General features: G+C 67.8%; 13 protein-coding genes. 3 read left to right on the top strand and 10 right to left on the bottom strand.

The window, feature by feature from the left end; all coding sequences use genetic code 11:
• Positions 1-3: 3 nt before the first annotated feature.
• From DMR_RS08310 to alr, 6 genes are all read right to left on the bottom strand, one after another.
• Complete coding sequence (locus DMR_RS08310) at positions 4-1,857, bottom strand: adenylate/guanylate cyclase domain-containing protein (protein WP_015860460.1); 1,854 nt, start codon at positions 1,855-1,857, stop codon at positions 4-6.
• Between the two features lie 233 nt (positions 1,858-2,090).
• Positions 2,091-3,263, bottom strand: coding sequence for a divergent polysaccharide deacetylase family protein (locus DMR_RS08305; protein WP_015860459.1), 1,173 nt, complete (start codon positions 3,261-3,263; stop codon positions 2,091-2,093).
• A gap of 88 nt (positions 3,264-3,351) precedes the next feature.
• Positions 3,352-4,638 carry a S41 family peptidase gene (locus tag DMR_RS08300; protein WP_015860458.1) on the bottom strand — a complete coding sequence of 429 codons (1,287 nt, stop codon included), beginning with the start codon at positions 4,636-4,638 and terminating at the stop codon, positions 3,352-3,354.
• Positions 4,639-4,719: 81 nt separating this feature from the next.
• Entirely contained in the window at positions 4,720-5,733 is a 1,014-nt protein-coding gene (locus DMR_RS08295) for a murein hydrolase activator EnvC family protein (protein ID WP_232502896.1), read from the bottom strand.
• An 11-nt stretch (positions 5,734-5,744) separates the two neighbouring features.
• Positions 5,745-6,395 (bottom strand): endonuclease III domain-containing protein, encoded by a 651-nt coding sequence (locus DMR_RS08290; protein ID WP_015860456.1) that lies wholly within the window; start codon positions 6,393-6,395, stop codon positions 5,745-5,747.
• Positions 6,396-6,439: 44 nt separating this feature from the next.
• Complete coding sequence (gene alr / locus DMR_RS08285; RefSeq protein ID WP_015860455.1) at positions 6,440-7,564, bottom strand: alanine racemase; 1,125 nt, start codon at positions 7,562-7,564, stop codon at positions 6,440-6,442.
• 110 nt (positions 7,565-7,674) lie between these two features.
• Between alr and mutL the strand changes: the two genes are divergently transcribed.
• Positions 7,675-9,879: a DNA mismatch repair endonuclease MutL gene (gene mutL, locus DMR_RS08280; protein WP_015860454.1), complete on the top strand. Its 2,205-nt coding sequence runs from the start codon at positions 7,675-7,677 to the stop codon at positions 9,877-9,879.
• Positions 9,880-9,930: 51 nt separating this feature from the next.
• Here mutL and DMR_RS08275 read toward each other — a convergent pair whose 3' ends face one another.
• From DMR_RS08275 to DMR_RS08260, 4 genes are all read right to left on the bottom strand, one after another.
• On the bottom strand, positions 9,931-10,281 hold the full coding sequence (locus tag DMR_RS08275; protein ID WP_043600322.1) for a hypothetical protein: 351 nt from the start codon (positions 10,279-10,281) through the stop codon (positions 9,931-9,933).
• A gap of 34 nt (positions 10,282-10,315) precedes the next feature.
• A complete protein-coding gene (locus tag DMR_RS08270; RefSeq protein ID WP_015860453.1) occupies positions 10,316-11,059 on the bottom strand; it encodes a SagB/ThcOx family dehydrogenase in 744 nt (247 codons plus the stop codon).
• A 165-nt stretch (positions 11,060-11,224) separates the two neighbouring features.
• The gene (locus DMR_RS08265) at positions 11,225-11,734 is read right to left on the bottom strand and encodes a ferritin (protein WP_015860452.1); all 510 of its coding nucleotides are present in this window, start codon (positions 11,732-11,734) and stop codon (positions 11,225-11,227) included.
• Positions 11,735-11,737: 3 nt separating this feature from the next.
• Positions 11,738-12,115 (bottom strand): desulfoferrodoxin, encoded by a 378-nt coding sequence (locus DMR_RS08260; protein WP_015860451.1) that lies wholly within the window; start codon positions 12,113-12,115, stop codon positions 11,738-11,740.
• 214 nt (positions 12,116-12,329) lie between these two features.
• Here DMR_RS08260 and DMR_RS08255 point away from each other — a divergent pair, with 214 nt between their 5' ends.
• A complete protein-coding gene (locus DMR_RS08255) occupies positions 12,330-12,797 on the top strand; it encodes a hypothetical protein (RefSeq protein ID WP_015860450.1) in 468 nt (155 codons plus the stop codon).
• Between the two features lie 12 nt (positions 12,798-12,809).
• A complete protein-coding gene (locus DMR_RS08250) occupies positions 12,810-13,472 on the top strand; it encodes a FlgO family outer membrane protein (protein WP_015860449.1) in 663 nt (220 codons plus the stop codon).
• Positions 13,473-13,541: the final 69 nt, after the last annotated feature.

Genomic DNA, 13,541 nt, shown 5'->3' with positions numbered 1-13,541 from the left:
TTTCTATGTATCGGCCAGTCCCAGGATTTCCAGGACCGGCACGGGTTCGCTCTTGCCCTTGACCCGGGCCATTTCCTCGCGGCCGGTGGCGACGCCCGGCCCGGCCATTGTCACGGTCATGCGGCTGGCCACGATGGGGCAGCCCATGGTCTTGGTCACGCCTTCCAGGCGCGAGGCTGTGTTGACCGTGTCGCCGATGGCCGTGAAATCGAGCCTCTGCCGGGAACCGATGTTGCCGACAACGGCCGGGCCGCTGTGCAGCCCCACGCCAATGCGAAAGCGCCAATCCCCCAGCTTGGGGAAACGCTCGCGCATCCAGGTCTCGAAGTCATGGGAAGCAGTAATCATGCCGAGCGCCGAGGCAAGGGCTTGGCGCGCATGTTTCGGATCAGCCAGGGGCGCGCCGAACACAGCCATGACCGCGTCGCCGACGAATTTATCGATCATGCCGCCATGGGCCAAGATGATGTCGCAGACCCGGGTGAAGTAGGCGTTTAACAGCTCCACCACTTCCTCGGCCGAGAGTTTTTCACTTAATGTCGTGAAATCGCGGATATCCGAGAACAGCACGGTGACCGTGGCCAGGGAGCCGCCCGGCGCGGGCGGTTTGCCGCTGGCCAGGATGGCGGTAATGGCCGCGTCGGACACGTACTTGCCAAAAGCGTGGCGGATGTGGGCTTTTTCCCGCTCGCCGCGAGTGAGGCGCACGGCGTTGGCCCCAGCCCAGACCGCCACCAGCCCGACGTCCAGGCCGGCCAGGGGCAGAAGCCGCCCTGCCAGAAACAGGCCATAGCCCAGGCCAAAAGCTCCCAACCCAAGACCCAACGCGGCCAGGGCCGAACGCCCCGGCCCAAGCCGCGAACAGGCCAGGGAACACAGGCCCAGAAACGGCAGCCAGGCCCCGGCCGCGGCGCCGAGGCCGACGGTCGTCAGGGTGCGGCCGGTCAGCATGGCCTCGATGATGTTGGCGTGGATCTCGGGGCCGGGCATGAACTCCTTGGGCGCGCCGAAAAGCGGCAGGGAGTACGGCGAGGCCAGCCGGTCGTGGGCGCCGTGGATGTCGATGCCCAGAATGACGATCTTGCCGGCCAGGGCCTGGACCTTGGGGTCGCTTAGGGCGTCCGGGGCCAGCAGCCGGGCGAAGCTGACATGGGCAAAGGTGCCGGGGGGGCCGGCGTAGGCGATGGGGCGCGGCTGCAAGGCGGTCCGGTCATCCAGGCCGGCCAGCCCCGGCGCGCCAGAAATACCTGGTGCGCCTTTTTTGGCCAAGGCGGCGGCAAAGGACAGGCGTGGCTCGCCCTCGCTGTACAAGGCCGGGGCGAAGCGGCGCACCACGCCGTCACGGTCCAGCGGCACGTTGGTCAGCCCGAGGTCGGCCTCGTGACGGGGCAAGGCCAGCAGATAGTCCGTAGCCGGCAGGCTAAACGACGGTTCGCCCGATTCGGTGGACACGCTGGCGGCCAGGACGACCTTGCCCTTGGCCAGCTCCAGCATGAAGTCGCGGTCGAAATCGCGGCTGGCGTCGGCCCCGATGATGTCCATCCAGGTGACGGGACTCAGCGCCGGCTGGATGTCCATGCCCACGGCCACGGCCCCGACCTCGCGAAGCCTCGCCAGGATCTTGGCGTACAGCGGTCCCCAGAAAACCAGCGGCCGGTCAGGTTCGGCGGCCAGGGCCTCGTCGTCCAAAAGGGCCACGGCCACGTGCTGCGGTTCGTAGCGCTTGCCGGCCAGGACATGCCACAGATCCGACGACCAGGCGTCCACCCGCCGGGCCGGCTCCAGACGGGTGGTGAAAAGCCCCAGGGCCAGGGCGGCCAGGGTCAGGCCGGTGTAGAAAACGGGTTTGAATTGCATGGGCGTTGACGGCGAAAGCCGGAGGTTTGGCAGGCGGTTGGGGATGGCGCGGGCTGGAGAAACGCCCGGGCGGCAGTATCGGCCAGCCGGCCCGGGCCGTCCATGAAAATCTTGCGGCCCGGCCCGCGCGGGAGTGCGGGTCCCTTAAACAAGACGAACGTCGTGGTTATGAAAAACGGGCATCGTATGCTGTTGCCCACGAAACGCCCTAGGCGCTTTTCGGGGACGCGGCACTAGAATTCAGGTCCTAGCTCGGTGAGCGTCACCACGTCGACGCGGCCGTCGCGTTCCTTGGCCCAGATTTTCAAGGCTTCCAGGGTTTCGCCGTAGGGATGGCCGATGGCGATGGCCCGGCCGTTTTTGAGCGCGTTGCGCTCGGCGGTCTTGAGTTGGCCAAGGATCGTGCGGACATTGCGCACGTTGTCCAGAAACACGGCCCGGCGGTAAAACGGCACGCCGTGCTTGCGCGCCGCTTCGGGCGCGGCGCTGACGGCCGAGGTGACGGAGTCGAGGAAAAACAGGCCCTTTTGCTTGAGCACGGCCATGACGGCGTCCATGCCGGCCGGGTCGCTGGTGAAAGCCGACCCCATGTGGTTGTTGATGCCCTTGACGTGGGGAACCTGGCTCAGGTTGTCGGCCAGGATTTCCTTCACGCGCTCGGGCTCCATGTCGGTGAAAAGCGCGCCCGGCCCGGGATTGACCCGTGGGTAGGTTCCGGGCTGCATGGGCTGATGCAAAATGATTTCGACGTGCTGGCTGGCGGCCATGGCCTCCACGGACCGCGTCCGGGGACGGTTGGGCAGGATGGCCAGGGTGACGGAAAACGGCAGTTCGGTCAGATTCTTGGCCATGACGGGATGGTCGCCGATGTCGTCGATGACCACGACCATGCGCGGATTTTTGCCTTCATCCCGGGCCACGGGCGGGGCGGCCGGCTCGGGCGGCGGCGGTTGCGCGCCGGCCGGCGGCTCGACTTTGCCCCGCACTTCGTGAGGACCATTGCCGTTCCCGTTGCCATTGCCGTTCCCGTTTTCGGGCGAGGCGGCCTGGGGCGGCAGGTGCTCCTCGAAATGGACCGGGGGCGGCGTGCCCTTGGCTTGGGCCTGGGCCTGGGACAGCGCCCGGGCCAGGGTCAGGGCGTCGTGTTCGTCGGTGGGGGCCGGGGGCGCTCCCTGAGGCGTCGCAGCCTCGGGCGCGGCCGGGGACGGCTTGGACGCCGGCTTGGGCGGTTCGGGCTTCTTGCGAGCCGCCTGCTGGCCAACGGCCGGCTTAGGCGGCTTGGCCGCCTGGCGTTCGCCCGGGGGCGACGGGAACGGGCCAAACAGGAGCGCCGCGAGCACGGCAAGCGTAGCGACCAGGGCCAGGGCGGCCACGGCCGTAAAAACAGGTTTGCCGGAGAGAACCACACGGTTGTTCTCTCCGGCTCCGGAGCGCCGGGGAGCCTTGCCTGGCCCTTTGGCGGGCTTGGCGGCTCCCTTCTTGGCTGGGCGCTTCTTAGGGGGCGTAGGTTTTGATGGGGAAATACTTCACCAGTTCCAGGGCCAGCTTGAGCTGGTTGTCCCGGGCGAGTTGATCGAGCATCTTCTGCTTGGGATCGTCCGTCGCCTCGGGTTTCTTTTTCTTGTTTTCCAGGTGCCGGGACAGGTCGCGCTCACGGAACTGGTGGTTGGCCGAGAGCTTGTCGCGGTCGGACTCGGAGTCCTGGAGCGGGACCATGAAGTCGGGTTCGATGCCTTCGGCCTGGATGGAGCGGCCGCTTGGCGTGTAGTACAGCGCGGTGGTGAGCTTGATGCCCGAACCGTCGGACAGCGGGATGACGGTCTGCACCGAGCCCTTGCCAAAGGTTTTTTCACCGACAAGCAAGGCGCGCTTGTGGTCCTTGAGGGCGCCGGCCACGATCTCCGAAGCCGAGGCCGAGCCGGAGTTGATGAGCACCACCAGGGGAACGGCCACGTCGGCCCCGTCGCCCTTGGCGGAAAAGACCTTCTCCTGCTCCTGGTTCTTGCCCTTGATGGAGACGATCTGGCCCGAGGGCAAGAACACGTCGGAGACGTTGACGGCCTGTTCCAGCAGGCCGCCGGGGTTGTTGCGCAGGTCGAGGATGACGCCCTTGAGCGGCTTGCCGCTTTTGGCCTGATAGTCGGCCAGGGCCTGCTTGAGCTCGGCGGTGGTGTTCTCGTTGAAGCGGGTCAGGCGGATGTAGAGATAGCCCGGCTCCACTTCGTTGCTTTTCACGCTGATGATGGGGATGGTGTCCCGCACCACTTTCACTTTGAAGGGTTTTTGCTGGTCCTTGTGAACGAGTGTCAAGGACACGGCCTTGCCCTTGGGGCCGCGAATTTTTTGCACGGCGTCGACCAGGGTCATGTCCTGGGTGGACTCGCCCTCGATTTCCAAAATAATGTCGCCGGCCTTGATGCCAGCCTTGTCGGCCGGGGTGTCGTCGATGGGGGAAATGACGGTCAGGCGGCCGTTTTCCATGCTGATTTCAATGCCGATGCCGCCGAATTCGCCAGAAGTGCTGACCTGCATTTCCTTGAATTCGTCTTTCGACAAAAAGCTCGAATGGGGATCGAGCTGCTGCAGCATCCCGACGATGGCCCCGTCGATGAGTTCGTTGCGGGTGACCTGCTTGACGTAGTGGTTTTCCACCAGATCCATGACCTGGCTGAAGCGCTTGAGCGGCGCGAACCGGTCTTCCTCAGGTTTGGCGGCAAACGCGACGGAGCATAACGCCAGGCTAACGGCCAGGGAACAGGACACTTTGGTCAAAAGACGCATACCATCCTCCAGGAAATGCGGACCGAAACGCCGGCCTCGGGTGAAAACGCCTATCCCCGCGAAACCGGCCGGCAGCCGAGCCTAGCGCCTGACGGCGAGCCACTCCGCCGGATTAAGGGCTTTTTCCCGAAAACGCAATTCGAAATAGACGCCGGGGGCGCGCGTCTGGTTGCAATAGCCGCTGCGGCCGATAAGCCCCTGGCGGGGCACGGCCTCGCCCACGGCGAGGCTCGTTTCTGACAGGCAGGCATAGACCGTGTGGCAGCGGTCGTCATGGGCCAGGATAAGCACCCGGCCCAAGCCGCGCAACGTGCCGGTAAAAACCACCCGCCCGTCGGCGGCGGCTACAACGGGCGATCCTTCGGGCACGGCCAGCACCAGTCCCTGCCGGGCGTCGCGGCCGGACGGGGCAAAGGGCAAGGCCACCCGCCCCTGGCTCGGCCAGGCCAGCCCGCCGGGCGGCGGCGTGAAGACCATCGGCCCGGCCGCGCCGTCCTCGCCCGCCGGGGCCACGCCTGCCAGGGCGTCATCCGGCGCGGCGGCCGCGTCCAGGGCCTCGGCCAAGGCGGCCTCGTCGCCGCGCCCCGGCTGGTGGGCCGCCGTCTCCAACTCGCGCAGCCGGCCGGCCACGGCGGCGGCAAAGGCCACGTCGGCCTCCTTGCGCCCGGCCAGCAGGCGCAAGGCCGCGTCGTCCCGGGCCAGCCGTCCGGCCTTGGCCTTGGCCGCAGCGGCCTCGAAGGCCAGCCGCGACGCGCCGGCCGCCTCGATAAGCGACCGCGTCCAGACGAACCGGCGGTCCGCCTCGGCCCAATCCTCGGCCTGGGCCGCCCCAGCCAGACTCTCGGCCCGAAGCGGCCACAAGGCCGCCGTCAGGGCGGCAAGCCGTCTGGCCTCGGCGTCCCGGGCGGCCTCCAGGGCGGCCAATTCCCGGCCAAGCCGGGCGGCCTCGGCCGACTGGGCCGCCACCTTGGCCCGGGCCTCGGCCAGTCGGGCCTTGGCCGCGTCCTGGGCCGCCGACACGGCCTTGGCCGGAACCGTCGGCGGTTTGACGGCCTGTCCCGGCCCGGCCAGGGCCAACAGACAGAAAAGGGCCAAAAGCGCCGTCCTCATTGCAAAAAACGCTCCAAGGGACAGGCGGCGCATTTGGGCGCGCGCGGCCGGCACCAGGCGTTGCCCACGCGCACCAGCAGGGCGTGGAATTCGTTATATAGCCTCACGTCCTCGGGCAGCGCGTCCATGAAAAGTTCACGCAGCTCATCATAGCCGGCCTCCTCGGGGGCCAGGCCGTGGCGGAAGCAGATACGGGCGGTGTAGGCGTCCACCACGAAGGCCGGTAGGTTCAGGCCATAGAGCAAAATACTGTCGGCGGTCTCGGGGCCAACGCCCTTGACGGACAAGAGCTTGTCCCGGGCCTGATCGAGATCGTAGCCGGCCAGGGCGGTCAAGTCGCCGCCAAGCTCCTCCACGATAAGCGCCATGAGGTTTTTGAGCCGCCCGGCCTTGACCCGGAAATGCCCGGCCGGCCGGATGCGCTCGGCCACGGCCTCCAGGCTGGCGGCATGCAGGACATGCGGATCGAGCAGCCCGGCCTCGCGCAGCCCGGCCACGGCCTTGGCCGCGCCCTGCCAGTTGGTGTTCTGGGTCAGGATCGCGCCCACGGCCATCTCCAAGGGCGTTTTGGCCGGCCACCAGCCGCTGGGTCCCATGGCGTCGAGCATGGCCCCGTACATATTGAGAAAAAGCGTCTGGCGTTTCATGGCCGGATGCCGTCTTCCTTGGTTGGCGGCAGGGAAAGCGCCGATCAAACATGCTCCCGGGGATTAAGCCCCAGCAGACAGAAGACCTCGTAGGGGATGGTGCCCCACCACAGGGCCAGGTCGTCGGCCGTGACCGCGCCCGGTCCCTCGCCGCCCAGCAGATGGATGGCGTCGCCGGGCCGTACGGCATCGAGGCCCGAGACATCCACGGCCGTGAGCTGCATGCACACCCGGCCAAGGATGGGGACACGCCGGCCGGCCAGGCACATGAAGCCCTTGTTGGACAGCCCCCGGCTGTAGGCGTCGGCGTAGCCGGCGGCCACGATGGCCACCCGCATGTCGCGCTCGGCCACGTAGGTGCGGCCGTAGCTGATGGAGGCCCCGCGCGGCAGGTCGTGGACCGAGACGATGCGGGTTACGGTCTCCATGGCCGGGAGCAAGCCGTGGCCAAGGGCCTCGCGGGCGCTGCCGGCAAAGGGATTGACGCCGTAGAGCGCGATGCCGGCCCGGCGGGCGTCGAAGCCGATGGCCCCGGCATGGGCCAGGATGCCGGCGGAGTTGCACAGCGAGGCCCGAAACGTCAGCCCGCCGTGGCGCAGGGCCTGGCAGATGCGGGCAAAGCGCGCCCCCTGCTCGGCCACGAATTCGAAGGCGCCCGGATCGTCGGCCGTGGCCAGATGGGAGCTGACCATGACCACCTCGATGCAGGGCGAGGCGCACAGCATCTCGGCGAGTTTGGGCGCGTCGGCCTCCACGAACCCCAACCGGGCCATGCCGGTGTCGAACTTGAGCGCCACCTTGGCCACGCGCCCAAGACGCGTGCAGGCGACGGCCAGCCGGGCCAGCTGGTCGAAGTCGTGCATGAAGGGCACGAGATTTTTTTCGATGATCAAGAGTTCGTCCTCGGGCAGCACCGGGCCAAGCAGCGATAGGATTTCCGCCGTGCAGCCGGCATCGCGCAGGGCCGCGCCCTCGGCCGCCGAACCCACGGCAAAGCTCTCGCAACCGGCCCCGGCCAGGGCCGTGGCCGTTTCGAGAAGCCCGTGGCCGTAGGCGTCGGCCTTGATGACGCTGACGACCTGACCGCCCTGGGCGCGCAGGCGCGTATAGTTGGCGACAATGTTTTCCGTGCGTATCCGGGTGCGCAGGTAATTATGCTCGATGGGCATGGTCGGCTCCTTTTGCGTGGGACACCCGCCCGTCTACCCCCGACGCCGGCGTTTTTCCAGTCGAAACGCGCGGGTGGCCTGGGGCGGCGAAAGATCGTATATTCCCCGCCATGACAGCTTCGACGACCCATCGCACCATCCGCGTGCTGCCCCCGGAACTGCAAAACCAGATCGCCGCCGGCGAGGTGGTGGAGCGGCCGGCCAGCGTGCTCAAGGAACTCGTGGAAAACAGCCTCGACGCCGGGGCCAGCCGCATCGAGGCGGCCATCGACGGCGGCGGCCGCACCGCCGTCATCGTCAGCGACGACGGCGGCGGCATGACTCCCGAAGAGCTGCCCCTGGCGCTGACCCGCCACGCCACCAGCAAGATCGCCTCCATCGACGAACTGGAACGCATCGGCAGCTTCGGTTTTCGCGGCGAGGCCCTGCCAAGCATCGCCTCGGTGTCGCGGTTTCGCATCAGCTCCCGCCACGAGGCTTTCGAGGAAGGCGCGTTCGTGGCCGTGGAAAACGGCCGCCTCACCGAGCGCGGCCCGGCGGCCGTGGCCCAGGGCACGCGCATTGAGGTGCGCGACCTGTTCGCCGCCGTGCCGGCCCGGCTCAAATTCCTCAAATCCGAGGCCGTGGAGACCAAACGGGCCACCGAGCTTTTTTGCCGAGCGGCCCTGGCTCGCCTTGACGTGGCCTTCAAGCTGACCGTGGGCGGACGCACGGCCCTGCGCTTCCCGGCCGGCCAGACCCTGCCCGCCCGGCTGGCCGCCTTCTGGCCGCCGGCCGTCACCGAGGATCTCTTCGAATTTTCCAGCGACGCCGCCGGGGCCAAGGTCCACGGTGTGCTGGGCAAGCCGCTGCGCGCCCAGGGCAAGGCCGACCGCATGTATTTCTACGTCAACGGCCGGCCGGTGCTGGACCGGGTGCTGCTCGCCGCCGTACGCGAGGCCTACAAGGGCCGGCTTTTAGCCCGGGAATACCCCCAAGCCGTCATTTTTTTGGAACTCGACCCGGCCGATCTGGACGTCAACGTGCATCCGGCCAAGACCGAGGTGCGTTTCCGCGACGAGCAGGCCGTGTTCCTCACCCTGCGCCGGGCCGTGGGCGCGGCCCTGGACAAGGCGCTCGTCCACCGCACGGTCCCGGCCCCGGAACCCTGGGTCAAGGCCGGGGCCGAGCCGCCGAAATTCGCCAGCCGCCGCGACTTTTTCGAGGAGCTCGGCCGGGCCGGCGCGCCCTCGCCCCATGAGACCACGCCTTCGGGCCAGTCCGTGCGGGAACGCGCGCCCTTGCCCGGCGATCCGCGAATCCTCAGCAGCAGCTCCTTTGACGAAACCCTGCCGCCCCTGGCCCCGCCCGAGGGCGCGGCCCAGACGGCGGGCCAACCGGCGGGCGGGGCGGCCGGCCGGGCAGGCTCTCGGCCGGCCGCGCCGCTGGCGGACCAAGGCCCGGGCCGGGCGGCGCACCAGCCCCACGGCCGGCGACCGGACCAGGACGCGGCCCAAACCTTTGGCCGGGAGCCGGGTCGCTTCGCGCCGCCCCCTGGGGCGACCCGGGACATGTCGGCCCAGCCGGCGGATCAGGAGGCCTATCCGGCCCGGCCGTCGGGGTATGGGGTGGCCGAAGCCCCGGCCCAGCGCCAGGGGCCGGCCCGCCATTTCGATCCGCCGGCCGTGGCCCGCCGGGCCGCCGCCGAGGCCGCCCTGGAGAACGACGGGGCCGAGGCCGGCGCGCCCCTGTACGCCAGGACCGTGGACGAGCTGGAACCGGCCCTGCCGCCGGACATGCGTTACCTGGGCCAGTTCGACGACACCTATCTCATCGTGGACACTGGCGAGGAGCTGGTGCTGGTGGACCAGCACGCCGCCCACGAACGCGTCATCTACGCCGCCCGGGAGGCGGCCGGCCGGCGCGGCCACAGCCGGCCGCTGGGGATGCCCGTGGAGCTGACGCTGCATCCCTCCGAGCAGGCCCGGCTGCAAACGCTTTTCACCGAACTGCGGTCCATGGGCTTTGTCGTGGACACGCCGCGTCCGGGCATGGCCGCCATCACCGGCGCGCCGCCGGAGCTGACCGTGGGCCAGGCCAAGGAGTACCTGCGCGCCGCCTTGGCCGGCCAGTCCAAGTCCTTGCAGGATTTGTGGATTCTCATGAGCTGCAAGACGGCGATCAAGGCCGGCACGCGGCTCACCGCCGACGAAGCCGTGGCGCTTTTGTCCCAGTGGGCCACGGTCCCGGACCGCGACTACTGCCCCCACGGCCGGCCGGTGACGGTGCGTTTTGGCCGACGCGAGATGGAGAAGATGTTCAAGCGCAAGAAATGAGATGGGGGGCCCGTTTGGGCCGCCCCGAAGCGTTCGTATCCCTGGCCGGGCCTAGAAAATCAAAATCGTGTAGCCCTCTTCCGTGTACCGCCCCATGCCCGGGTGGCCGTGCATGTCGTCAAGCAGCGTCAGCCCCTCGGTAACGCAAGCCTCCTGGCTGCCGAGCTGGTGGGAACAGGCTCGGCAGGCGCCGGCAAAAAGCCCTTGCCCCTTGGTCTTTTCGAAAAGCCCGTGCATGGGATGCTCGGCCTTGGACAAAACGGCCACGAGCTTGGTGGCCTCGCCTTCCAGCACCACCTTGGCCTCGTAGCCGCGCTCCCGGTAGTCGATGGCGTTAAGGAGCACGTGCACGAAACAGGACACGTCGCCACGAAAGGCGAACAGCACGACTTTTCTCTCCATTCCTTCCTCCTCCCCCAAAACGACGCCGACCGGGTCAGACCTTGCCGACCGGAGCGAGATAGATGGTGAATTCCGTGTCGCCGTCCAGCCCCAGCATGGCGTCGAAAGCCTCCTGGTCGTAGGCGGCGATGGCGCAGGTGCCGGCTCCCACGGCCTCGCAGGCCAGATAGAGGTTCTGGCAGACATGGCCGGCGTCCAGGGCCATGACCTTGTAGGACGCCTCGCCGTAGCGCCACTCCATGCGCGCCGGCACGGCCGTCCAGATAAACGTGGCCGCCCCCCGCGACACAAAGCCCTGGTTGAAGGAAGCCATGGCCACCTCCTCTTCCAGATCCTCCACCGTGACCGCCTCGATCAGCGCATGTTCGATGGGCAAATAGCGATAGACGCCGGGGTTGAGGCCCTGGACGCGGTAAATGGCGACATAGGTTTCAAACGCGTGTCGACAACCGGCCGAGGGCACGGTGCGCAGCCCGCCGGTCAGCCCCGGGGATTTGCGCAGGCCCTGGGTGGCCCACAGGAGAAACCCCAGTTCGTCCTGGGTGAAAAGCTCCTGGCGAAAGCTGCGGTGGGATTTGCGCGCCGCCATGGCCTGGGCCACGGGCACATCGCGCACCCCCTGCCACTGCCCCGGCCCGGCCAGCCGGACAAGCTCCGCGCCCAGGGGATAGGGCTTTTGCAACGGCGGCGGCGGCAGGCCCCGGTTCTGGGCGGTCTTGGAAAAATCCACCATCTTGCGGATGGTGTCCTTCAAGAAAAACTTGAGGTTCACGTTCATGCCCGCCGTCTCCTGCGAAGTGGGTCATAAGCGGCATCAGAAAGACAACCCCGGCGGCCACGGGGACCGGCGGCCACGAGCCTTGCCATCGGCTGCCCGAAAAAGAAGGGCCGCCCGCGACGGGCGCGGGCGGCCCTCCCTGCGCCGCGTGAACGCGGCAGGCAATCAGGCGTTGGTCGGGGGCGTGAACACCCGGGTCGCCAGGTCCTTGTCGAGCATGAACGCCCCGCCCGGGGTCTGGTCCACGAGCTTGAGCTTGGCGATGACGTCGGCCACGCTGGCCTCCTCCTCCACCTGCTCGTCGATGAACCACTTGAGGAACGAGGCCGTGCCGTGGTCACGTTCTTCCAGAGCCAGGTCCATGAGCCTGTAGATGCGGGCGGTGACGCCCTCTTCATGGCCCAACGCGTCCTCGAACACGGCCAGGGGCGAGGCCCAGTCATGGGGCGGCGCTTCAATGGCCTGCAGGATCACCCGGCCGCCGCGTTCCACGATGTAGTTGTAGAACTTCTGGGCGTGGAACTTCTCTTCCTGATCCTGGACATGCATCCAGTTGGCAAAGCCCATGAGGCCCTTGTCCTCGAAATAGGTGGCCATGGAGACATAGAGGTAGGCGGAATAGAGTTCCCAATGCACCTGATCGTTAAGCGCCTTTTCCATGGTCGGCGACAGCATGGGCTAGTCCTTTTTCCACAGGCCGTGAAGGTTGCAGTACTCGCGAGCGGACACCTTGTCGGCCTTGACGCAGAAAAAGGCTTCCGGAGCCTGGCCGGGCTTGAGGAACTCGCGGTAGGCCTTGCCGTCGGCAATCAGTTCGATCCACTCGATGTAGTGTTTTTCTTCCATGGGATGAGCCACGGCGCCGACCTTGACCAGATAGCCTCCCTCGACCTTCTCGATGACCGGCACGTGTTTTTCCTTGGCGGCGTCCACGGTGTTTTCGGCCATGAGTTTCATGGGCTGGCCGCAGCACACCAGTTCGCCGCCGCCGGCATGCAGGACTTCAACGATATTGCCGCACAGTTCACACTTGTAGATTTCGAGTTGTTCAGCCATTTTTTACTCCTTAAAGGGCCCCGTTCGTGGGTGTCCGCCGGGAGCCGGGGGCGAGGCCGGCCGGCGGGGACAAGCAAAACCTTGTATTTCCATAAATCACTTCTCGCGCCCTTAGGCAAGTCCTTAAGCCGGGGAGAACTCGACGCCGCCGTAAAGATTTGGCCGAACCGGCCGATGGGAGCGGCACGGGGAACATTCCCGGGGAGGAAACGCCATGACCGCCATCCGCAAACTTCCGGCCGCCTGGGCCATGCTCGCCGCCCTGGCCCTGGCGGGGCCGGCCGGCGGGGACGAGGCCCTGGCCGACACCCCGGCCCCGCTGCCCACGCAAATCCGCATCCGCGACGTGAGCCAGCCGCCCACGCCCTCCACGCCGGCCAAGCCCTTCGTGTCCAAGCCCGTCAAGCGCAAGCCCAGGCGGGCCAAGGCCCCTCGCCACGCACCCACGCCGCCGACGGCCCAGGCCCCGACAGAAAGCCGTGGCCCGGCTCCGGTCTCCCAGAACCCCAGCCAGCCCAAGCTCGAAAAACGCTACGAGGCCGCCACCGATTCCATCTTTCCCCTGGACCCGGAACCGGCCAAGGTCCCAGGCCAGGCCCCGGCCAAACCGGCCGAACCGGCCCCCGCGCCGGCCGCCTTTCCGCCCGAACCGGCCCCCGCCAAGGCCCCGGCCGCCAAATAACAGGAGTCCGCCATGCGCCTTACACGCTTAACCAGCCTTTTGCCCCTTTTGCTGGCGGCCCTGCTGTCGCCGCTGCTCATGGGCGCCCTGTGCGGTTCCGGCAAGAATCCGCCGCCGCCCCAATATCCCGACGTGGCCATGGCCATGGCCGCCGACCTCGACCGCCAGCTCGGCCCGCGCCTGGGCATGGGCACCCCCACCAACAGCCGGGGACTCTACTGGCTGGTCATCACCACCCCGGCCGACCTCAACAACCTGGAGCGGGCTTCGCCCCTGTCGCGCCTTTTCGGCCAGGAACTCTACGCCGCCTTCGTGGGCCTGGGCTACAATGTCCAGGAAATCCGCAAGGCCAGCGACATCATCTTCAGCCGCAGCCAGGGCGAATTCGTCCTCACCCGCGACACCAAGGCCCTGGCCACCACCCGGGCCACGGCCACCCTGGTCCTGGCCGGCACCTACAGCGTCACCCCGGGCGGCGTGCGCTTCAACCTGGAAGTCATCGACGCCAGAAACAACAACATCATCGCCGCGTCCAGCCGCACCCTGCCCATGGATGCCACGGTGGGGGCCATGGCCGGCCTGTCGCCCACCGCCTTCGTGGCCCCCACCGTCTCCACCACCGACCCGGCCACCTTCGAACGCGAGATGCAGCCGTATATGTCGCGACATTGGTAAGAATAAGAGAAGATGCCTCCGGCGGCCGGGGGCCTCAGGCCCCCGGACCCCCGACTTGGCGTAAAGGGG

Origin of the sequence: Solidesulfovibrio magneticus RS-1 (genome assembly GCF_000010665.1) — a bacterium.
In the GTDB taxonomy this organism is placed as follows: Bacteria; Desulfobacterota; Desulfovibrionia; order Desulfovibrionales; family Desulfovibrionaceae; genus Solidesulfovibrio; species Solidesulfovibrio magneticus.
Note: the sequence above shows the minus strand (reverse complement) of the source record. Positions and strands in the feature narration are given on the sequence as shown.